1 protein-coding gene (only partly in view) is annotated in these 25,175 nt (G+C 67.9%); it reads right to left on the reverse strand.

The annotated features are described in order from the left end of the window. On the reverse strand, positions 1 to 25,095 hold the 5' portion of the coding sequence (locus tag KK141_RS11360; protein ID WP_214572312.1) for a type I polyketide synthase. Its footprint begins 12,198 nt before the window's first position; 25,095 of the gene's 37,293 nt are visible here — the first part of the coding sequence; the start codon lies at positions 25,093 to 25,095; its stop codon lies beyond the left edge, outside the window. Between the last annotated feature and the right edge of the window lie 80 nt (positions 25,096 to 25,175).

Here is a 25,175-nt window from a genome sequence, read left to right on the forward strand (position 1 = left end):
TTCGAAGCAGGCGTCCATCTCCTGGCGGAACACGGCTTCGGCTTCGTACAAGCCCGCCGCCATGCCGACGTATTGCTCGCCCACGCCGGGGAACAGGAAGGCCACCGGCCACTTGCCGGCATTACCGGCGCTGCGGAAGCAGCGATCCGACGGCTGCTCGCGCAGCGCACGGATCATGTCCTCGCGATCGTGGCCGATCACCGCCAGGCGCTCGCCGAACTCGCGGCGCCCGTACTGCAGCGTAAACGCCGCATCGGCGACATTGATATCCGCATCGGCTTCGAGCGCATCGGCCAGGTTGGCGCGCATGGCGTCGAGCGAAACGGCGTTCTTCGCCGACAAGGTCAGGAACTGCCACGCCCTGCCCGCGGACGACGCCAGCGGCGCCGGACTCTGTTCCAGCACGATATGCGCATTGGTGCCGCCCACGCCCAGCGCAGTGACGCCCGCGCGCCACGGCGATGCCGTGGCCGGCAAGGCCTGGGGCTGGCTGCTCACCACGAATGGGCTGTTGTCCAGATCGATCTTCGGATTGGGCCGCTCGAAATGCAGGGTCGGCGGCACCACGCCGGTCTTCAATACGTGGGTGGCCTTGATCACGCCGATCACGCCCGCGCCGCGGTCGGTGTGGCCGATATTGGTCTTGATCGAACCGAGCGCGCAGAACTGGCGCGCGTCAGTGGTTTCGCGGAACGCGCGGGTCAGCGCGGCGAATTCGATCGGGTCGCCCAGTTCGGTGGCGGTGCCGTGGGCTTCCACGTAATGGATGTCCTCGGCCGTCAGCCCGGCATCGTCGATGGCCATCGCCACCACTTCGGCCTGCCGCTCGACACTCGGCGCGGTGAACCCGGCTTTCAGCGAGCCGTCGTTATTGACCGCCGTGCCCTTGATCACCGCATGGATGGTGTCGCCGTCGGCCAGCGCATCGTCCAGGCGCTTGAGCAGCACCATGCCGCCGCCATCGGAGAACACCGTGCCCTGCGCCCGCGCATCGAAGGTGCGGGTATGGCCATCGGGCGAACCCTGGTCGCCCGGCACGAACAGATAGCCGCGATGGCTGGGCACGCGCAGCGAAATGCCGCCGGCCAGCGCCATGTCGGATTCGCCGGCATGCAGGCTCTGGCAAGCCAGGTGGATGGCCACGCCCGAGGTGGAGCAATACGTGCCGACGGCAAGGCTGGGGCCATTCAAGTTGAGCTTGTAGGAGACGCGCGTGGCGAGCGAATCCTGCGTATTGGCCAGGTAGGTATCGAAGGACTCGATATCCGCCCACAGCTCCCGGTCCACGTACAGGCCCAGCATGTAGCTGCTCAGCGCGGTGCCGGTGAAGACGCCGATGGAGCCGTCGTAGCGATGCGAGTCGTAGCCGGCATGCTCCAGCGCCTGCCAGGCGATCTCCAGCATCAGGCGATGCTGCGGGTCCATCAGCTCCGCTTCGCGCGGGCTCATGCCGAACACGCCCGGATCGAACAGGTCGATATCGTCGACGATGCCGCGGCTCCTGACGTAGTCCGGATGGCGCACCGTGGCCGCGTCCACGCCGGCCGCATACAGCTCGTCGTCGCTGAAGCGGGTCATCGACTCGACGCCGTTGCGCACGTTGTCCCACAGCGTCGCCACATCCGGCGCGCCTGGGCCGCGCACGGACATGCCGATGATGGCGATATCCGAACGCACCGCCTCGCGCCGGCCGCGCCGGCGCCTGAGCGGAGCCGGCGCCTCGGCAGGCAGCCCCTCCACGCCGCACACCGTCAGCAGGTGCTTGCTGATGCTGCTGACGCTGGGCGCCTCGAACATCAGGATCGGCGACAGCTGCAGCTCGAACTCGCGCTGCAGCTCGGCCAGGATCTGCAGCGAGATCAGCGAATTGCCGCCGAGCTCGAAGAAGTTGTCCTCCAGGCCGATCTTCTCGATGCCCAGCACGTCCTGGAACACCCGCGCCACGCGCTTCTCGATCTCGTTGCTGGCGGCCACGTAGGCCGTGCTGATCTGCGGACGCGCGTAATACGACAGCTTGCGCTCGCGCTTCGCGCCGGCCGGCGCGCCCTTGCGATACACCCATTGATCGAGGCGCGCGCGCAGGTCGGCGGTCGAGTTGATCAGTCGGCTGGACTGGCTGGAGCCGAGCACGCGCCGCAGCGCTTCCAGTCCTTCGTCTGGCCACATCACGAACGCTTCCAGCGTGGTGCCCTTGTGGCCTTCCACGCGGTCGGCATGCCCCCAGGTATCCCAGTCCACCGCCAGCCAGCGCGTGCCGTTCGCGGCACGGTGCGACAGGGCGAAATTGGCTTCGAAGGCATTGGCCGCCGCATAGGCTGCCAGGGTGAGTCCGCCCAGCACGGTCGATACGGACGAGAACAGCAGGCAGAAATCCACCTTGCGCGAGGCCAGCAGGCGCGACAGCACCAGGGTGCCCTGCACCTTGGGCGCGAAATGCGCATCGACCTGCGCCTTGCCGGTGGCGGCGATGATGGCCTGCTTGTCGCCGTCGACCAGGCCGGCGGCATGGAACACACCATGCACCTGGCCATGGCGCTGTTCCAGCCAGGCGAACACGTCGCCCATGCGCGCCTCGTCGGCCACGTCGCCGGCCAGCACCATCACTTCGCCGCCGGCCGCTTCCATCTCGCGCAGCCTGGCGATCTGGCGGCTGACCGGATCCTCCGCATCGCGCGCGGCGATCCAGCCGTCCCACTCCTCGCGTGCAGGGAAAGCGCGCCGCGACAGCAGGGCGACCTTCGCCGCATAGTCGCGCGCCAGCATGCCGGCCAGAGTCAGGCCCACATGGCCCAGTCCACCGGTGATCAGATACACGCCACCCTGGCGCAGCGCATCGCGCTCCGCTGCCACTTCGTCCAGCGGCGCCGAGGCATAGGCCTGCACCAGGCGCGTGCCGCCGCGGTAGGCGACCGCCACGTCCGTCGCCGGCGCGGCGAGTTCCGCCAGCAGATGCTCCACGCCTTCCGTGCCGGCGCCATCCATATCGATGCTGCGCACGGCGACGTTCTGGTACTCCTGCGGAATGGTGCGGATGGCACCGACCAGGGTGCCCTTGGCGGCGCTCACCGCATCGCCGGGACGCGCGGCATAGAGTCCGTTCGAGACAACGTCCAGCCGCACCGGCGTGGTGACGCGGCTCTCGCCCAAGGCCTGCACCAGGCTCAGCAGGCTCAGGTAGCCGCCGGCCTGCAGCGCGCCGAAGTCCGGTTCGTCGCTCAGGTTGCCGAGGTGAACGATGCGGCCCGGCACCTTGCCGTCCCGCCGCAGATCGCCGATCGCCTGCTTCAGCCGGTCGAAGCCCGCGTCCGCCGGCACGTCCACCACCTGCGGCGCCTTCGCGCGCAAGCCGGCGAGCAAGGCGCGGCAGGCCTCGCTGTCGTGCGACAGCACCAGCCAGCTTGCCGCCGTCTCCGTTTCGTCGGCGCCGCGGGGCGTCTCGCTCCAGGTTTCCGCGTAGAACCACTGGCCGATATCGGCGATCTTGCCGCCCGCGCCCGCTGCGGCGGCAGCGAATTCCGGCCGCGTTTCGATCCAATAACGCTGCCGTTCGAAGGCGTAGCCCGGCAGCGGAATGCGCCGGCGCGCGGCGGCGCCGTGATAGGCATGCCAGTCGGGCGCCAAGCCGGCGACCCACAGGCGGGCGAGCGCCGCGGTCAGCACGGCCAGGTCGTCGTCGGCGAGATAAGCCATGCGCATGGTCGAGACGACGACGGGCGTCGCCGTGGCCTTGCGGGCAAGGCCATGCTGTTTGACCAGCGAACCCAGGCTGAGGCCCGGACCCACTTCGACCATCGCCCAATCGTCCTTGGCGACCAGGCTGTCCAGGCAGTCGGCGAAGCGCGCCGTCTGGCACATATGCCGGACCCAGTACTCGCGATCGGTCGCCTCGGCGGCGGTGATCCAGCTGCCGGTGACGTTCGACAGGCAGGCCCGCTGCGGCGCATGCAACTGCACCGTCGACAGCAGCTGCCGCAAGGCGGGGGCCGCGCCATCCATCATCGGCGAGTGGAAGGCATGGCTGGTCTGCAGGCGGCGGCTGACGATCTCCTTCGAGGCCAGCAAGGCCTCGAACGCGGCGATCGCCGCCTCCGGTCCCGACACCACGGTGAGCTTCGGCCCGTTGCCGATGCCGATCGCCAGCCCGGCGCTCAGCAGCGGCCGCACCTCGGCTTCCGCCAGCGGCACCGCCAGCATGGCGCCACCGGGCAGCTCGGCGATGATGCGCGCGCGGCCGGCCACCAGCTTCAATGCATCCGGCAGCGACAGGATGCCGGCAATGGCAGCGGCGGCAAACTCGCCGACGCTGTAGCCGAGCAGCGCCTCGGGCACGATGCCCCAACTGATCAGCAGGCGCGCCAGGCAGTATTCGACGACGAACATGCACGGCTGCGCGTACTGCGTCTGGCCAAGCCGCAGCGTGGCCTCATCCTGCGGCGCTTCGCCGCGCAGGAACTGCTTGGCCCGGTCCGGCGTGAGCGCCGCTTCGGCGAAAAGCACCGGCCTCAGGTCCAGCTGGAACTGCGCCTGCAGCAACTCGAAGCAGGCATCCATTTCCTGGCGGAACACCGCCTCGGTTTCATACAAACCGGCCGCCATGCCGACGTATTGCTCGCCCACGCCGGGGAACAGGAACGCCACCGGCCGCTTGCCTGCATTGCCGGCGCTGCGGAAGCTGCGCTCCTGCTGCTGTCCGCGCAATGCACGAATCAGCTCCTCGCGATCGTGACCCACCACGGCCAGGCGCTCGCCGAACTCGCGGCGCCCGTACTGCAGCGTAAATGCCGCATCGGCGACGTTGAGATCCGCATCGGCTTCGAGTGCATCGGCCAGGCTGTTGCGCATGGCATCGAGCGAGCCGGCGGTCTTGGCCGACAAGGTCAGGAACTGCCACGCCCTGCCCTCGGCCGGCAGCACCGGCTCCGGGCACTGCTCCAGCACGATATGCGCATTGGTGCCGCCCACGCCCAGCGCGGTCACGCCGGCACGCCACGGCGACACCGCCGCCGGCAGCTGCTGCCGCTGGTTGCTCACCACGAACGGGCTGTTGTCCAGGTCGATCTTCGGATTGGGCCGCTCGAAATGCAGGGTCGGCGGCACCACGCCCGTCTTCAATACGTGGGTGGCCTTGATCACGCCGATCACACCCGCGGCGCGGTCGGTATGGCCGATATTGGTCTTGATCGAACCCAGCGCGCAGAAACGGCGGGCGTCGGTGGTCTCGCGGAACGCACGCGTCAGTGCCGCGAATTCGATCGGATCGCCCAGCTCGGTCGCCGTGCCGTGCGCCTCCACATAGAGGATGTCCGCCGCGCTGAGCCCTGCATCGTCGATGGCCATGGCCACCACTTCGGCTTGTCGCTCCACGCTGGGCGCGGTAAAGCCGGCCTTCAACGAACCGTCGTTGTTGACCGCCGTGCCCTTGATCACCGCATGGATGGTGTCGCCGTCGGCCAGCGCATCGTCCAGCCGCTTGAGCAGCACCATGCCCGCGCCATCGGAGAACACCGTGCCCTGCGCCCGCGCGTCGAAGGTGCGCGTATGGCCGTCCGGCGAACCCTGGTCGCCCTGCACGAACAGATAGCCCTGCCGCCCCGGCACGTGCAGCGAGATGGCGCCGGCCAGCGCCATGTCGGACTCGCCGGTGCGCAGGCTCTGGCAGGCCAGGTGGATGGCCACGCCCGAGGTCGAGCAATGCGTGCCGACGGAAAGGCTGGGGCCGTTGAGATTGAGCTTGTACGAGACGCGCGTGGCCAGCGAATCCTGGCTGTTGGCCAGATGCGTGTCGGAGGTGTCCAGGTCCGGCCACAGCTCGCGGTCGGCGTGCATGGTCATCATGTAGCCGCTGGGCGCGGTACCGGTGAACACGCCGATGGAACCGTCGTAGCGGTTGGAGTCGTAGCCGGCGTGTTCCAGCGTCTGCCAGGCGATTTCCAGCATCAGGCGATGCTGCGGGTCCATCAGCTCCGCTTCGCGCGGACTCATGCCGAACACGCCCGGGTCGAACAGGTCGATATCGGTAACGATGCCGCGGCTCTTGACGTAGTCGGGATGGCGCATCACCGCCGGATTCACGCCCGCGGCAAACAGCTCCTCGTCGCTGAAGCGGGTCATCGACTCGACGCCGTTGAGCACGTTGCTCCACAAGGTGGCGACGTCCGGCGCGCCGGGGGCGCGCGCGATCATGCCGATGATGGCGATATCCGTTTGTCCGCCACCGCGCCGGACGCGCCGGCGCCTGAGCGGCGCCGCCGGCTCGGCCGCCGCGGCGGCATCCGCACCGGTCAGGCCGAGCAGATGCCGGCTGATGGTGCTGACGTTCGGCGCCTCGAAGATCAGGATCGGCGACAGCTGCATGTCGAACTCGCGCTGCAGCTCGGCCAGGATCTGCAGCGAGATCAGCGAATTGCCGCCGAGCTCGAAGAAGTTGTCTTCGAGCCCCACCTTCTCGATGCCCAGCACGTCCTGGAACACCCGCGCCACGCGCTTTTCGATTTCGTTGCTGGCCGCGACATAGGCGGTGCTGATCGAGGGCCGCGCAAAGTAGGACAGCTTCCGCTCGCTCCTGCCGCCGGCGGCAGGACGCCACACATCGCGGTAGAACGACAGATCCAGCGGCGCCTGCGGCCCGCCCTCCGCCACCATCTGGCGCCGCTGCTGCAGCGCCGCGGCGATATTGGCGACGATGCAGGTATTGCTGCCCTCGATCATCGCCACCGCATCTTCCGGCACCAGGGCGATCCGCGGCACGTCGAGCGTAAGGATGCGGCGGACGCCCTCCATGCCCTCGTCGAAGGTGATGCCGAAGCGCTCGCGGTACTGCACCATCGCATCGCGCATTTCCGACTGATAGCCCTTGAGCAGGCCGCCCCAGGGCGACCACTGCCAGTCGCCGAAATTGACCGACACGGTCATGCCGTGCCTGGCGTGGTTGCGCTGCGCGAAGGCATCCATGAAAGCGTTGGCCGCGCAGTAATCGATCTGGCCCGGGCCGCCGCCGGTGATGGCGGCGATCGAGGAGACCAGGAGCATGAAGTCCAGTTTCACCGCGGCGAAGGCGCGATCCAGCGCCAGCGTGCCCTGGATCTTCGGCGCCATCACCTCGGCGGCGATCTGCACGGTCTTGAGCTGGGTCAGGCCCTGGCCCGGCAGGCCGGCCGCGTGGAACACACCGTGGACGGTGCCGAAGCGTGCGAGCGCCTGCTGCACGGCAGCGTCCATCTGCGCCCGGTCGGCCACGTCGGCGGTGATGATCAGCACCTCGGCGCCGGCATCGATCAGGCCGCCGATCTTGCGCACGCGGTCGGTGACCTGGTCGTCCTTGCCTTCCGCAACGATGCCGGCCCACTGCTCGCGCGGCGGCAGGCCGGAACGGCCCACCAGCACGAGCTTTGCGTTCAGAGTGCGGTGCACGTGCTCGGCAAACGCGAAGCCGATGCCGCCCAGGCCGCCGGTCACGAAATAGACGCCGCCCTGCTTCAGGCGCGGCACATCCTGCGGCGCGGCTTCGATCCGCACCGGCTCGACCAGCGGAAGCCAGCGCTGTCCCTCGCGCAATGCACTGAACTGCTCTTCGCCGCCGCAGAGGATTTCCGCGGCCAGGCGCTGGCCCAGGCTGGCGGCGGGCAAGGCTTCTTCGGCGCAGAACAGGTCGATGCTGCGGCAGACGACCGCGCCGTATTCCTGGCGGATCACCTTGCACGGTGCGCGCAGCGTGCCCTTGGCCGGGTGGATCGCCTCCGTGCCCAGCACGGATTCCATGTCGCTGCCGACGATGCACAGCTCCAGCGGCGTGTCACCCAGCCGCTCGCCGATGGCCTGGGCGAGATGGAACAGGCTGTAGAAGCCGGCGTCCATCTGCTCCTGCAGATGGCTCGCCAGGTCCTCGCTCCAGCGCTCCGCCGCCCACAGGTGGACGATGCGGGACGGGGCCAGGCCGCGATCCTTGAGCTGCTTGAGCGCGGCGATGTAGTCCTGTTTTTCCGTCGCGCGGATCGTCAGCGATCCATCCGCAGCGATGGCGAAGCCCGCACCACGGCGCACCAGCACCGTTTCAATGCCCAGCGGCTTGACGGCCGCGGCCAGCGCGTCGCCGATACCGTCCGCATCCGCAAAGACCAGCCAGCACGACCCTGCGGGCACGCTCGACGCATCCGGCAAGCCGGCCAGCGGGCCGGCCGGCTTCCACGACGGCAGATAGAAGGAGTCTTCGAGTTCGGCCTTCTGCCCCAGGGGCGCGGGCTTGTGCGCCTTGTACTCGACGCGGTCGCCGGCTTCGATCCAGTAGCGCTGGCGGTCGAAGGCATAGGTCGGCAGCGGGAGCTTGAGGCGGCGTTCGTCGCGATAGAACGCGGTCCAGTCGGGTTCGATGCCGGCCAGCCACAGGCGGCCGATGGCGCTCAGCAGGTAGGCGTCGTCGCGCTGTTCCTGGAACGGGGCGCGCAGCGTCGGGATCACCGACATCCCGCGCGCGTACGACGGATGCTGCTTGACGAACGACCCCAGACTTTGGCCCGCGCCCAGCTCCAGCAGCACCCTGCCCTTGTCTTCGCCGAGCAATACGCCGATGCCATCGGCGAAACGCACGGTGCCGCACATGTGCGACACCCAGTAATCGGCCGAAGCCGCTTCCTGCGCGCCGATCCAGGTACCGGTCAGGTTCGAGATGTAGGGAATGGCCGGTGCTGCGAACGTCACGTTCGACAACAGCTCGCGCAGCCCGTCGGACGCACCTGCCAACATCGGCGAATGGAAGGCATGCGTGGTCTGCAGGCGGCGGCTGACGATGGACTTCGCGGACAGCGCAGCCTCGAACGAGACGATCGCCTCTTCCGATCCCGATACCACCGTGGTCTTCGGGCCGTTGCAGATCGCGATCGACACGCCTGCCGGCAACAACGCCGCGGTATCCGCCTCCGAAAGCGGAACCGCCAGCATGGCGCCGCCCGGCAGGTCTTCGATCAACTTCGCGCGCAAGGCCACCAGGCGCAGCGCATCCTCCAGCTCCACGCTGCCCGCCACCGCGGCCGCCACGAACTCGCCGACGCTGTAGCCGATCATCGCCTGCGGCTGGATGCCCCAGCTCATCAGCAGCTGCGCCAGGCTGTATTCGATGACGAACACCGCCGGCTGGGCCAGCCAGGTTTCCTGCAGGCGGCCTTCCGGACGCTCGTCGCCACGTTTGATCAGCGCCTTCAGATCCATCGCCGCACGCGGCTCGCCGGACAGACCACCCGGCGTGAACAGCACCTCGCGCAGATCCAGGCCGAGCACTGGCTGCAGCACCTCGCAGCAGTGATCGACCAGATCGCGGAACACCGCTTCGGTGCGATACAGATCCGCCGCCATATCGGTGTAGTGGTCGCCCACACCCGGGAACATGAACACCACGGACGGCTTCGCATTCGGCGGCAGATGACCCTGCTCGCCGCCCTGCTCCAGCGCCGCCATGGCTTCGCCGCGTTCGTTGCACACCACGGCCTTGCGGAATTCCAGCCGCTTGCGGCCGACCTTCAGCGTGTAGGCCACATCCGCGAGGCTTTGCCCGGGATGTTCATGCAAGTAAGCACTCAGGCGCGATGACGCGCCGTCGAGCGACGCCTGCGTCTTGGCCGACAGCAGCAGCAACTGCGCCGCACGCGACGGACCGGAGGGCTCGACTTCCGGTGCCTCTTCCAGAATGAAGTGCACATTGGTGCCGCCCAGGCCCAGCACGTTGACGCCGGCACGCCGCGGCTCCGCACCGCGTGGCCAGGCCAGGTCGCGGTCCGCCACGAAGAACGGGCTGCTGGCGAAATCGATATTCGGATTCGGCGCCTTGAAATGCAGCACCGGCGTAATGCGCTCGTGCTGCAGCGACAGGGCCGCCTTGATCATGCCGGTGGCGCCGGCCGCACGATCCAGATGGCCGACATTGGGCTTGATCGAACCCAGCGCGCAATAACCCACCTTGCCGGTGCTCTGGCGATACGCCTTGGTCAGCGCCGCCACTTCGATCGGATCGCCCAGCTCCGTCGCCGTGCCGTGCGTCTCGATAAAGCCGATGCTTTCGGCCGGCACGCCGGCCACTGCCAGCGCATCGGTGACCACCGCAGCCTGGCCCTCGACGCTGGGCGCGGTGTAGCCGACCTTGAACGAGCCGTCGTTGTTGATGGCCGAACCCTTGACCACGGCATAGATATGGTCGCCGTCGGCCAGCGCATCCTCCAGGCGCTTGAACACCACTACGGCCACGCCGTCGCCGAGCACCGAGCCCTTGGCGTCGGCATCGAAGGTGCGGGTATGGCCGTCCGGCGGCGTGATGCCGCCCTCGGTGTACATGTAGCCCGCCTTGCCGTTGATGCCGATGTTCACGCCGCCGGCCAGGGCGACATCGGATTCGCCGAGCAGGAGGCTCTTGCAGGCGAAATGCATCGCCACGCCGGAGGTCGAGCAGAAGGTCTGCACCGATATGGCCGGGCCGCGCAGATTGAGCTTGTAGGCGACACGGGTCGCCAGCGCATCGTTGTTGTTACCGATGATGACCTGCAGCATGTCCACGCCGGTATCGACCACGTCCGGACGCGACAGCAGGTTCTCGGTGTACGTACTGTTGGTCGAACCGCCGAATACGCCGATCAGGCCGCGATAGCTGGACGGGTCGCAGGCCGCGTCCTCCAGCGCCTCCCAGGCGCATTCGAGGAACTGGCGATGCTGGGGATCGATAAACTCCGCCTCGCGCGGCGCATAACCGAACAGCCGTGCGTCGAACAGATCGAAATCGGGGATATCGCAGCCGGCCTTGACGTAGTTCGGGTTGGCGAAGGTGGCCGGCGCAACGCCGGCCGCGAGCAATTCCGCGTCGGTGTAGAAGGTGACCGCCTCGGTGCCCTCGTTGATGTTCTTCCACAGCTGGCGCGGCGTCATCGCGCCCGGGAAGCGGCCGGCCATGCCGACCAGTGCGATATCGCGGGAAGCCACGCCACCGGCACGCGCCCGTTCGCGGCGCTCGGCCAGCAACTGGCCGGCATCCTGGTCCGCGGGCGCTTCGGCTGCCGGCGACAGGTAGCGCACCAGGGCGTCGATGGTCGGCGCCTCGTACAGCACCACCTGGCGCACCTCGATATCCAGCTCCTTGCGCAGATCGGCCACCACTTGCAGGCCGACCAGCGAATTGCCGCCGAGGTCGAAGAAGTTGTCCTTGGTGCCGATCTGGTCGATGCCCAGCGCGCGCTGCCAGATCGCGGCGATCTTGCGCTCCAGCTCATTGCTCGCCGCCACGAACTGGCTGGAAAGCTCCGGACGCGGATACGCCGTCGGCCGGCGGCCGCGCGTCTGCTGCACGGCGCTGGAGATATTGGAGATGACGCAGGCATTGCTGCTGGCGATCACCGCGGCCGCGTCTTCGGGGAACAGCACGATCTGCGGCACGTCGATGGCGAGGATGCGGCGGATCGCTTCCATGCCCTCTTCGAAGGTGATGCCGAACTGCTTGCGGTGGCTGCGCAGCGCTTCCTGCATCTCCGGCTGATAGCCCTTCAGGCCATCGCTCCAGGCATCCCATTGCCATTCGCCGAAGTTGATCGCTACAGTGCGGCCATGCTTCGCGTGGTGGCGTTGCGCGAACGCATCCATGAAGGCGTTGGCCGCGCAGTAATCGATCTGACCGGGGCCGCCGCCGACGATGGCGGCCACCGAGGAGACCAGGATCATGAAGTCCAGCTCCACGCCGGCGAAGGCGCGGTCGATCGCCAGGGTGCCCTGGATCTTCGGCGCCATCACCTGCGCCACCGCCTGCACGGTCTTGAGCTGGGTCAGGCCCTGGCCCGGCAGGCCGGCGCCGTGGAAGACGCCATGGATGGCGCCAAAGCGCTCCAGCGCCTGGCGCACGGCATCGTCCATCTGCGCCTGGTCAGCCACGTCCGCGACGATGGTCAGCACCTCGGCGCCGGCGTCGATCAGGCCGCTGATCTTGCACACGCGTTCGGTGGCGCGGTCGTCCTGGCCGGCCGCCAGCAAGGCGGGCCACTCTTCGCGCGGCGGCAGGCCGCTGCGGCCCACCAGCACGAGCTTGGCGCGGCGCATGCGGTAGAGGTAATCGGCAAAGGCCAGGCCGATGCCGCCCAGGCCGCCGGTAATGAAATAGACGCCGCCCTCTCTCAGGCGCGGCATCTCGTCCGCGGCCGGCGCTTCGATATGCACCGGCTCGGCGACGGGAATCCAGCGCTGGCCTTCGCGGAAAGCGGTGAACTGATCCTTGCCGCCGAGCAGCTCGGCGGCAAGGCGCCGTGCCAGCTGTTCCGCGCTCAATGCTGCTTCGTCGGAGGAGAACAGATCGATGCTGCGGCAAGCGACCGCCGCGAACTCCTGGCGGATGATCTTGCAAGGCCCACGCAGCGTGGCCTTGGTCAGGTGCAACGATTCGGTGCCCAGCACGGGCTCCAGGTCGCTGGCGACGATGTCCAGCTCGATCAGCGTGTCGGTCAGCCGTTCGCCGATGGCCCTGGCCAGGTGGAACAGGCTGTAGAAGCCCGCATCCAGGTGCTCGTCCAGATGGCCGGAAAGATCGGCATCCCATGCCTCGGCAGCCCACAGATGCACGATGCGGCCGGGCACCAGGTTGCGGCGCTTGAGCTCCTTCAGCAGCGAGGCGTAGTCGGCCTCCGCCGCGGCGCGCAGGGTGATGGAACCGTCCGGCGCGACCGCGAAATGCTCGCCGCGGCGAGCCAGCACGCTCGTTATGCCCAGCGGCTTCATCGCCGCGGCCAGCGCCGCGCCGATGCCGTCCGCATCCGCAAAGATCAGCCAGCAACTGCCGGCGGCGGACGCGGGGGCGCTCAAGGGGCCGTCGACGGTGCCGGCGATCTTCCACGACGGCACGTAGAAGGAGTCTTCGAGCGGAAGCTTTTCCGCATGCTCCATCAGGCGGGTGATCAGCGAGACTTCGCCGGTGTCGATCTGCGCATTGGCGTCGACGGCCGGTTCGATCCAGTAGCGCTGCTTTTCGAAGACGTAGGTCGGCAGGGAAACCTTGAGCCGGCGTTCCTCGCGATAGAACGCCGCCCAGTCCGGCTCGATGCCGGCCAGCCACAGGCGGCCGATGGCGCTCAACAGATAGGCGTCGTCGCGCTGTTCCTGGATCGGGGCGCGCAGGGTCGGGATTACCGCCATGCCGCGTTCGTACGACGGATGCTGCTTGACGAAGGAACCCAGACTCTGGCCCGCGCCCAGCTCCAGCAGCACCCTGCCCTTGTCTTCGTCCAGCAGTGCGGCGATGCCGTCGGCGAAGCGCACGGTGCCGCACATGTGGGCGATCCAGTAGTCAGCCGATGCCGCTTCCTGTTCGCCGATCCAGGTACCGGTGAGATTCGAGATGTACGGGATCGCGGGTGCCGCGAACGTCACGCTCGACAACAGCTCGCGCAGCCCTTCAGCCGCTCCCGCCAGCATCGGCGAGTGGAAGGCGTGCGTGGTCTGCAGGCGGCGGCTGACGATGGATCTGGCGGCCAGGATGGCTTCGAACGAAGCCACGGCATCATCTGCACCCGACACCACCGTGGTCTTCGGACCGTTGCAGATCGCGACGGATACGCCTTCCGGCAACAACGCCGCCGTGTCCGCCTCCGAAAGCGGAATCGCCAGCATCGCGCCGCCCGGCAGGTCTTCGATCAGCTTCGCGCGCAAGGCCACAAGGCGCAGCGCATCTTCCAGCTCGACGCTGCCCGCCACGGCCGCGGCGACGAACTCGCCGACGCTGTAACCAATCATCGCCTGCGGCTGAATACCCCAGCTCATCAGCAGCTGAGCCAGGCTGTACTCGATAACGAACACCGCCGGCTGGGCCAGCCAGGTTTCCTGCAGACGACCTTCCGGACGCTGTTCGCCGCGCTTCAGCAACGCCTTCATATCCATCGATGCGCGCGGTTCGCCGGACAAGCCACCCGGCGTGAACAGCACCTCGCGCAGATCCAGGCCGAGCACCGGCTGCAGCACCTCGCAGCAGTGATCGACTAGATCGCGGAATACGGCTTCGGTGCGATACAGGTCCGCGGCCATATCCGGATAGTGGTCGCCCACCCCGGGGAACATGAACACCACCGACGGCATGCCGCTCGACGACAGATGCCCCTGATCGCCGCCTTCCGACAGCGCCACGACGGCATCGCCGCGCTCGTTGCACACCACCGCCTTGCGGTATTCCAGACGCTTGCGACCGGTCTGCAGCGTGTAGGCCACATCGGCCAGTTGTTGCTCGGGATGCTCCTGCAGGTGCGCGCTCAATCGCGCGGCCGCACCGTCGAGCGACGCCTGCGTCTTGGCCGACAGCAACAGCAGCTGCGCCGCACGCGACGGACCGGACGGCTCGACTTCCGGCGCCTCTTCCAGAATGAAATGCACATTGGTACCGCCGACGCCAAGCACATTGACGCCAGCGCGGCGTGGCGCCGCTCCACGCGGCCAGGCGGCCGCTTCTGCCGCCACATAGAACGGACTGCCGGCGAAATCGATGCCCGGATTCGGCGCCTTGAAATGCAGCACCGGCGCGATGCGCTCGTGCTGCAGCGACAGCACGGCCTTGATCATGCCGGTCACGCCGGCCGCGCGGTCCAGATGGCCGATATTGGTCTTGACCGAACCCAGCGCGCAGAAGCCCACCCGGTCGGTGCTCAGGCGATACGCCTTGGTCAGCGCCGCCACTTCGATCGGATCGCCCAGCTCCGTGGCGGTGCCATGCGTTTCGATAAAGCTGATGCTGTCCGCCGCCACGCCCGCCACCGACAGGGCTTCGGTGATCACCGCGGCCTGGCCTTCGATGCTGGGCGCGGTATAGCCGACCTTGAGCGAGCCGTCGTTATTGAGGGCCGAGCCCTTCACCACCGCGTAGATATGGTCGCCGTCGGCGAGCGCGTCTTCCAGGCGCTTGAACACCACCACGGCCACGCCGTCGCCGATCACCGAGCCCTTGGCATCGGCGTCGAAGGTGCGGGTATGGCCATCGGGCGAATCGATACCGCCCTGCTCGTAGAGATAACCCGCCTTGCCGGAGATGGCGATATTCACGCCGCCCGCCAGGGCGATATCGCATTCGCCGTACTGCAGGCTTTTGCAAGCCGCATGCATGGCGGTGCCCGAGGTCGAGCAGAAGGTCTGCACCGACATGGCCGGGCCGCGCAGATTCAGCTTATAGGCAACGCGGGTCGCCAGCGCGTCGTTGTTATTGCCGATATTGGCCTGCAGCACCGCCATGCCGGAGGTGAGCAGTTCGGGATGGCCGAAGACATGGCGCCCGTAGGCGCTGCCGGCCGCGCCGGCAAAGATGCCGATCAGCCCGGGATGGCTCTCCGGATCGCAGGCGGCATCCTCCAGCGCCTCCCAGGCGCATTCGAGGAACTGGCGATGCTGCGGATCGATAAACTCCGCCTCGCGCGGCGAATAACCGAACAGGCGCGCGTCGAACACGTCGAAGTCGGCCACGTCATAGCCGGCCCGCACATAGTTGGGGTCGCGCAATTTCGACGGGCTGACGCCGGCTTCGCGCAATTCCGCTTCGCTGTAGAACGTCACCGACTCCACGCCGGCACTGACGTTCCGCCACAGTTCCTGCGGGCTTCTTGCCCCCGGGAAGCGGCCGGACATGCCGACCAGCGCGATATCGCGCGCAGCACTACCGGCCCTCACGCGTTCGCGCCGCTCGGCCAGCAGCCGGCCGGCCTGCTGCTCCGCCGGCTGTTCCACCGCGGGCGACAGGTAGCGGACCAGGGCGTCGATGGTCGGCGCCTCGAACAGCACCACCTGGCGCAGCTCGACGCCGAGTTCCTTGCGCAGCTCGGCCACCACCTGCAAACCGACCAGCGAATTGCCGCCGAGGTCGAAGAAGTTGTCCTTGGTGCCGATCTCGTCGATGCCGAGCGCACGCTGCCAGACCGCCGCGATCTTGCGTTCCAGCTCGTTGCTGGCCGCCACGAACTGGCTGGACAGCGCCGGGCGCGGATACGCCGTCGGGCGGCGGCCGCGGGTCTGCTGTACCGCGCTGGAGATGGTGGTGACCGCGCAGCGGTTGCTGGCGTCGATCATCGCCACCGCGTCTTCGGGCAGCAGGATGATCTGCGGCGCGTCGATGGCGAGGATGCGGCGGATGCCCTCCATGCCTTCTTCGAAGCTGATGCCGAACTGCCGGCGGTGCTGCCGCAAGGCCTCCTGCATTTCCGGCTGATAGCCCTTCAGGCCATCGCTCCAGGCGTCCCATTGCCATTCGCCGAAATTGACCGACACCGTCATGCCATGTTTCGCATGGTGGCGGTGCGCGAACGCGTCCATGAAGGCATTGGCCGCGCAGTAATCGATCTGGCCGGGGCCGCCGCCGACGATGGCGGCGATCGACGAGACCAGGAGCATGAAGTCCAGTTGCAGGCCGGAGAACGCGCGGTCCAGCGCCAGGGTGCCCTGGATCTTCGGCGCCATCACGGCTGCCGCAGCCTGGGCGGTTTTCAACTGGGTCAGACCCTGGCCGGGCAGGCCCGCCGCATGGAAGACGCCGTTGACGGCGCCGAAGCGAGCGAGTGCCTGGCGTACGGCATCGTCCATCTGCGACTGGTCGGCGACATCCGCGGTGATCAGCAACACGTCCGCGCCAGCCTCGATCAGGCCGCCGATCTTGCGTACGCGCTCGGTGACCTGGTCGTCTTTGCCGGCCGCAAGGATCGCGCTCCACTCATCGCGCGGCGGCAAGCCGGTGCGGCCGACCAGCACGAGCTTCGCGTTGCGCGTCCGGTACACATGGTCGGCGAAGGCGAAACCGATGCCGCCCAGGCCGCCGGTGACGAAATAGACGCCGCCTTCCTTGAGGCGTGGCACCTCATCGTGCGGCGCGTCGATCTGTACCGGCGCCACGGAGGGGACCCAGCGCCGGCCGTCGCGGAAGGCGGTGAACTGGTCTTCGCCGTTAGCGAGGATTTCCGCGGCCAGGCGCGTGCCCAGCAGCTGTGCATCCAAGGCCTCGTCGCTGACCGAGAACAGGTCGATGCTGCGGCAGGCGACTGTCGCATATTCCTGGCGGATCACCTTGCACGGACCGCGCAAGGTGGCCTTGGCCGGATGGATCGATTCGGTGCCCAGCACGGGCTCCAGGTCGCTGGCGGCGATGCACAGTTCGATGGGCGTGTCGGCGAGTTGTTCGCCGATCGCCTGGGCCAGGTGGAACAGGCTGTAGAAGCCGGCGTCCATCTGCTGCTGCAGATGGGTCGAAACGTCCTCGTGCCAGTGCTCGGCCGCCCACAGATGCACGATGCGGCCGGGCGCGAGGTTGCGGCGCTTGAGTTCCTTCAGTGCCGCGGCGTAATCGGCGGCCATGGAAGGCCGCAGCGAGAACGAGCCGTCTTCTCCGATGGCGAAACCTTCACCGCGCCGCGCAAGCACCGTCTCGATGCCTAGCGGCTTCACTGCCGCAGCCAGCGCGTCGCCGATGCCGTCCGCGTCCGCGAAGATCAGCCAGCAGGTGCCGGGGGCAGATGCCGGCGCCTTCAGTGCAGTGCCGATCTCTCCCGCAGCAGTCCAGGACGGCGCGTAGAACGAATCGGCCAGCGCCGACTTCTCCGCCTGGGTAAGCAGGCTTCTGGCCAGCGACACGGCGGGCAGTTCGGCGTCGATCCAGTAGCGCTGGCGGTCGAAGGCGTAGGTGGGCAGCGGAACTTTGAGACGGCGTTCGTCGCGATAGAACGCGGCCCAATCGGGTTCGATGCCGGCCAGCCACAGGCGGCCGATGGCGCTCAACAGATAGGCGTCGTCGCGCTGCTCCTGGAACGGGGCACGCAGGGTCGGAATCACCGCCATGCCGCGTTCGTACGACGGATGCTGCTTGACGAAGGAGCCCAGGCTCTGACCCGCGCCCAGCTCCAGCAGCACCCTGCCCTTGTCTTCGCTCAGCAGTGCGCCGATGCCGTCGGCGAAGCGCACGGTGCCGCACATGTGGGCGATCCAGTAGTCCGCCGAGACGGCTTCCTGTTCGCCGATCCAGGTGCCGGTCAGGTTCGAGATGTACGGAATCGCGGGTGCCGCGAACGTCACGTTCGACAGCAGTTCGCGCAGTCCATCGGCCGCGCCCGCCAGCATCGGCGAATGGAAGGCATGCGTGGTCTGCAGGCGGCGGCTGACGATGGACTTCGCGGACAGCGCGGCCTCGAACGAGACGATCACCTCCTCCGATCCCGACACCACCGTCGTCTTCGGTCCATTGCAGATCGCAATCGACACGCCTTCCGGCAACAGCGCGGATGCTTCAGCCTCGGACAGCGGCACGGCCAGCATGGCGCCGCCGGGCAAGTCCTCGATCAGCTTCGCTCGCAGCGCAACCACGCGCAGTGCATCTTCCAGTCCCAGGCTGCCCGCCACGGCCGCGGCGACGAACTCGCCCACGCTGTAGCCGATCATCGCCTGCGGCTGGATGCCCCAGCTCATCAGCAGCTGCGCCAGGCTGTATTCGATGACGAACACTGCCGGCTGGGCCAGCCAGGTTTCCTGCAGGCGGCCTTCCGGACGCTGCTCACCGCGCTTCAGCAGCGCCTTCATATCCATCGCGGCGCGCGGCGCGCCCGACAAGCCTGCGGGCGTAAACAACACCTCGCGCAGATCCAGGCCGAGCACCGGCTGCAACGCGTCGCAGCAGTGATCGACCAGATCGCGGAACACCGCTTCGGTGCGATACAGATCCGCAGCCATATCCGGATAGTGGTCACCCACCCCAGGGAACATGAACACCACCGACGGCGTACCGCTCGACGACAGATGCCCCTGGTTGCCACCCTCCGACAACGCGGCAATCGCTTCGCCACGCTCGTTGCACACCACGGCCTTACGGTATTCCAGGCGCTTGCGGCCGGTCTGCAGCGTGTACGCCACATCGGCCAGGCTTTGCCCGGAGTGCTCCTGCAGATGCGCACTCAGTCGCGCGGCAGCGCCATCGAGCGACGCCTGCGTCTTCGCCGACAGCAATAGCAGCTGCGTCGCGCGCGAAGCACCCGAAGGCACCACCTCCGGCGCCTGCTCCAGCACGAAATGGACATTCGTACCGCCCACGCCCAGCGTCGTCACACCCGCACGCCACGGCGACGCCGTGACCGGCAGGGCCTGCCGCTGGTTGCTCACCACGAACGGACTGCTGGCGAGATCGATCTTCGGATTGGGCCGCTCGAAATGCAGCGTGGGCGGCACCACGCCCGTCTTCAGCACGTGGGTGGCCTTGATCACGCCGATCACGCCGGCGGCGCGGTCGGTGTGGCCGATATTGGGCTTGATCGAACCCAGGGCGCAGTAACCCACCTTGTCGGTGCTTTCGCGATACGCCTTGGTCAGCGCCGCGACCTCGATCGGGTCGCCCAGCTCGGTCGCCGTGCCGTGGGCTTCCACATAGTGGATGTCTGCCGCACTCAGGCCCGCGCTGTCGAGCGCCATCGAAATCACTTCGGCCTGCTGCTCGACGCTCGGCGCGGTAAAACCGGCCTTGAGCGAGCCGTCATTGTTGACGGCCGAGCCCTTGATCACCGCATGGATGGTGTCGCCGTCCTCCAGCGCATCCTCCAGCGGCTTCAGCAGCACCAGGCCGATGCCGTCGGAAAACACCGTGCCCTGCGCGCGCGCATCGAAGGTGCGCGTCAGGCCATCGGGCGAGGCCTGGTTGCCGGGTTCGTACAGATAGCCGATCGCGCTGGGCACGCGCAGCGAGATGCCGCCGGCCAGCGCCATGTCGGATTCGCCGGCGCGCAGGCTCTGGCAGGCCAGGTGGATCGCCACGCCCGAGGTGGAGCAATACGTGCCGACCGAAAGGCTGGGACCGCGCAGATTGAGCTTGTAGGAAACGCGGGTGGCCAGCGAATCCTGGGTATTGGCCAGGTAGGTATCGAACTCGTTGAGCCCTTCCCACAGCGCGCGATCCAGGAACAAGCCGGCCTGGTACTCGCTGGGCGTGGTGCCGGCGAATACGGCGATCGAGCCTTCGTAGCGATGCGAGTCGTAACCCGCATGCTCCAGCGTCTCCCACGCGGTCTCCAGCATCAGGCGATGCTGCGGATCCATCAGTTCCGCCTCGCGCGGGCTGATGCCGAACACGCCCGCATCAAACAGATCGATGCCGTCGACGACGCCGCGCACCTTGACGTAGGCAGGATTGCGCACCAGCGCCGGGTCGACGCCCGCGGCGCGCAGCTCCTCGTCGCTGAAGCGCACCAGCGACTCCACGCCGTTCAGCGCGTTATCCCAGAGCGTGCCGATATCCGGCGCACCGGAAGAACGGCTCGCCATGCCGATAATGGCGATATCGTTCGAACCCGAACCGCGCCGCGCCTGCCGGCGCCGCCTGGACGTGGCGCTGGTGGCCACGGGCTGCTCTTCGCCACCGATCAGCGCCGCCATGCGCCGGCTCACCGCGCTGATGCTGGGCGCTTCGAAAATAAGGATCGGCGACAGCTGCGTGTCGAACTCGCGCTGCAGTTCCGCCAGGATCTGCAGCGAGACCAGCGAGTTTCCGCCCAGCTCGAAGAAATTGTCCTCCAGGCCGATCGCCTCGATGCCCAGCACGTCCTGGAACACGCGGGCCACGCGCTTCTCGATCTTGCTGCTGGCCGCCACGTAGGCCGTACTGACCGCCGGGCGCGCATAGTAGGAAAGCTTGCGCTCCGCCGTGCCCGCCGGCGCAGTGGCCGCCTTGCGGTACACCCATTGATTCAGGCGCGTCCACAGATCCGCCGTCGAGCCGATCAGCCGCGCCGAGGCATTCGAACCCAGCACGCGGCGCACCGCTTCGGCGCCTTCTTCCGGCCACATCAGGAAGGCCGCGAGCGTGGTGCCCTTGGTGTCCTGTTCGCCGTGGTCGCGGGCCCAGGTATCCCAGTTGACGGTGGCCCAGCGTGTGCCCGCCGTGTCGCGGCGCGACAGCACGAAGCCGTCCTCGTATGCATTCGCCGCCACATAGGCCGACAAGGCCAGGCCGCCGAGCACCACCGAGATCGAGGAGAACACCAGGCAGAAATCCGCCTGCCGCGCATCGAGCAGGCGGCCGAGCACCTGCGTGCCGCGCACCTTCGCACTGAAATGCGGGGCGATCCGCTCCGCCGTAAGCTCGGCGATGATGCTGTTCGACGCGGACGTGATCAGTCCGGCGGCGTGGAACACGCCATGCACCTGGCCGTAGCGCTGCTCGATCGCGGCGAAGGCTTCCGCCATCCGCGCCTCGTCGGCAACGTCCGCGGCAAGCATCATTACCTCGCCGCCGACCGCCTCCATCTCCAGCAGCTTGGCGATCTGCCCGCCGACCTCGTTATCGCTGCCATGTTCGGCGAGCCAGCCTTCCCAACGCTCCCGCTCGGGAAAGGCGCGGCGCGAGAGCAGTGCGATCTTTGCCTGGTAGCGATGAGCCAGCATCCCGGCGATGGTCAGGCCCACGTTGCCGAGGCCACCGGTAATCACATAGACACCGCCCTGGCGCAGCGCGTCGCGCTCCGCCGCGACCTCGCCCAGCGGCCGGGACTCGTAGCCCTGCACCAGGCGCATGTCGCCACGCCAGGCCACCGCCACGTCGCTGGCCGGCGACCGCAGCTCCGCCAGCAAGCGGCTGGCGGATGCCGCATCGACGCCGTCCAGGTCGATGCTGCGCAGCGTGACGTTCTGGTATTCCTGCGGGATGGTGCGGATCGCGCCGATCAAGGTGGCCTTGGCCGCGCTCACCGCGTCTTCGGCGCGGGCCAGGTAAAGCCCGTTCGATACGACATCCAGCTGCAAGGGCGCGGTGGAGCGGCTTTCGCCCAGCGCCTGCATCAAGGCCAGCAGGCTCAGGTAGCCGCGCGCCTGCAGCGCGTCTTCATCGAGCTCCGCGGTCAGGCCGCCCAGGTGCACGATCCGGTCCGGCACGAAGCCTTCGCTGCGCATCTGGCCGATGGCCTGGCGCAGGCGTTCGGGATCCGACGCCACTTCGGTGGATACCAGCCGCTTCGAGCGGCCATGCAAGTCGGCGCTCACCGCCTCGCCAGCGGGTGTGTCCGCGCACAGCACCAGCCAGTTCGCTATACCGGCCTGCGCATCGGGCTGCGCTGCCGGCGCCTCATGCCAGGTTTCCGCGTAGAACCACTTGGCGATATCCGCGTTCTTGCCGCCGGCGTTCTGCGCGGAGGACGCCAGCGGTTGCTGCGCATCGAGCCAATAGCGCTGGCGTTCGAACAGCCAGCTGGGCAGGAAGACCTGGCTGCCCGGCGCCGCCTCGAAAGGTGCCCGCCAATCCACCGCGCCGCCGGCGCACCAGAATTCGCCAAGGCTCTTGAGGAAGACGGCCTGGTCTTCCTGCGCATCGAACGCGCCGCGGCAGGTGGACACCACCAGGTGTTTGCGCTGGCTGAAGCCCGGATGCAGGCGGGCCAGCGAGTTCAGGCTTTGCCCGGGGCCGATTTCGATCAGCGCGCCGGATTCGCGCTCGAACAGCTTGTGCAGGCAATCGGCGAATTGCACGGTTTCGCAGAGATGGCGCCCCCAGTAAATCGGCGAGGTCGCCTCGTCGTCGCGCAGCCAGTCGCCGGTGACGTTCGACAGCACGGGAATGCGCGGAGCGGACAGGCGCATGCCGCAGATCAGCTCCGACAGCGCCTTGGCCACCGGCTGCATCATCGGCGAATGGAACGCATGGGCAGTGCCGAGCAGGCGGCTGACCACACCGTCCGCCTGCAGGCGCTGCTTGACCTGTTCGACCGCCGCGCGCGGACCGGACAGGACGCTCAGGCGCGGCCCGTTGACGATGCCGACCGCCAGTTGCTTGTCGGCCTGCAGATAAGCGGCCAGCGCCTCGGCCGCCAGCGGCACCGCCAGCATCGCGCCGGCCGGCAGCCGGTCGATAAGGCGCGCGCGCGTGGCGACGATGCGCAGGCCGTCTTCCAGCGAAAATACGCCCGCAAGCGTGGCCGCCGTGTACTCGCCCAGGCTGTAGCCGACGCAGGCCGACGGCTCGACGCCCCAGGTTTCCAGCAGGCGCGCCAGGGCGTATTCGAGTACGAACACCGCCGGCTGCGCGAATTCGGTGCGCCCCAGCACGCCCAGATCGCGCTCTCCCGCGACCATGCGGCGGAATGCGTCGCCGGCATGGACCTCACGCGAAGGGCGCTGCTTGAAGACGTCCAGCAGATCGAGTTCGAACTCGGCTTTCAGCCAGCCGCAGCAGTAATCCACCCAATGGCGGAAGACCGGCTCGGCCTGGTAAAGGCCCTGCCCCATGCCGAGGTAGTGATCGCCGACGCCGGCGAACACAAAGGCCGGCGCCGTACCGGGAGCGAGCAGGCGCTCGGATGCCGCGAACAGCGGAGCGGCGTCGCCATGGGCATCGGCGATGACCACGGCACGGTTCGGATAAGGCTCGCGCCGGGTCAGCGTATAGGCGAGGTTGCGGCGCAACGGCACGCCGCCGTTGTGCAGGCTCCGATCGAGCACGCGGCGTGCGCGTTCCAGGCCGCCGGCCGTCCTGGCCGATACGGGGAAAGCGTGGAAGGCAGCTGCATCGTTCGGTTCCGGCGACGGCGGCGCCGCCTCCAGCACCACGTGCACATTGGTGCCGCCGAAGCCGAACGCGCTGACGCCCGCCAGCGGCGGCCGCGAGGTGGCCGGCCACGGCCGCAGCGCGGTGACGACTTCGATCGCCGTCTTCTCGAAGCCGATGCGCGGATTCGGCCGCTCGAAATGCAGCGAGGCGGGAATCTGTCGATGCTGCATGGCCAGCACGGTCTTGATGATGCCGGCCATGCCGGCGGCCGCTTCGAGGTGGCCCAGGTTGGTCTTGACCGAACCGATCAGGCATTTGCGCTCGGCCGGCCGGCCCGCGCCCACGACGGCGGACAAGGCCGCCACTTCGATCACGTCGCCGATCGGCGTCGCCGTGCCATGCGCCTCGACGTAGTCGACCTCGGCCGGCGAAATAGCCGCGGCCTCATAAGCGTCGGCCAGCATCGCCTCCTGGGCCGCGCGGTTGGGCGTGGTGAGCGCGAGCGTGCGGCCGTCCTGGTTGATCGCACTGCCGCGGATCAGGCCGTAGATGCGGTCGCCGTCCGCCTGGGCCTGCGAGTAAGTCTTCAGCACGATCGCCGCGGCGCCTTCGCTGCGGATATAGCCATTCGCATCGGCGTCGAACGTCCGGCATTTGCCATCGGAAGACAGCAGGCCCGCCTGCGAAAACACGATGGTGAATTCCGGCGTCAGCATCAGATTGACCGCGCCGGCCAGCGCCGTGCGCGACTCGCCGCTGCGCAGGCTCTGGCAGGCCATGTGGATCGCGGTCAGGGACGACGAACAGGCCGTGTCGATCGACAGGCTGGGGCCGCGCAGATCGAAGAAATAGGAAATACGGTTGGCGGTGATGCTGGCCGAGTTGCCGGTGCCGGCCAGGGCGTCGATCGAGCAGCGGTCGCTGAACTGCCGCTCGCGGTATTCCTGGTTCGACAGGCCGACGAACACGCCGATGCGGTCGCCGCGCACGGTGTCGCGATTGAGGCCGGCGTCCTCGAAGGCCTCCCAGGCCACTTCCAGCATCGCCCTTTGCTGCGGATCCATGCGCTCCGCTTCGCGCGGCGCGATGCCGAACGCGTCGGCATCGAATTCCTCGATATCGGGAATAAAGCCGCCATGGCGCGTATTCATCTTGCCTGGCGTGCCGATCACCGGATCGTAGACGGCGTCCAGGTCCCAGCGCGTCGGCGGCACTTCGCTGATCGCGTCCTTGCCGGAGGCCAGCAGCTCCCAGAACTCATCGAGATTCTGCGCACCCGGAAAACGGCAGGCCATGCCGACGATGGCGATCGGCTCCTGCCGCGGCATCGGCCTGGCCGCGGGTGACGGCGCGCGCGCGGAGGGAACGCCCGCCGAGGCCAGCACATATTCCAGCACCTTGCCGATCGAATCGCAGTCGTAGAACAGGGTGACGGGCAGTTCGGTCTGCAGCCAGCGCTCGAACTCGCCGGCCAGCGTCGCGGCTTCGCTGGAGGAAAGGCCGAGGTCCGAAAAGGCATCGTCCCAGGCGATTTCCGAGGCCGGAATGGCGCAGATTTCCGCCAGTCGCTCGACCAGCCACTGACCCAAAACGTCCTTATCTGTAGTACGCATCTGGCACCCATCGACTGCAATTCATGGAGTGACAACAGCCGGGGCGATGCCCCGGCCGCTGCAGCATCGAGCGGACGTGC

It is taken from the genome of Dyella sp. LX-66 (assembly GCF_018599165.1).
Classification (GTDB): Bacteria; Pseudomonadota; Gammaproteobacteria; order Xanthomonadales; family Rhodanobacteraceae; genus Dyella_D; species Dyella_D marensis.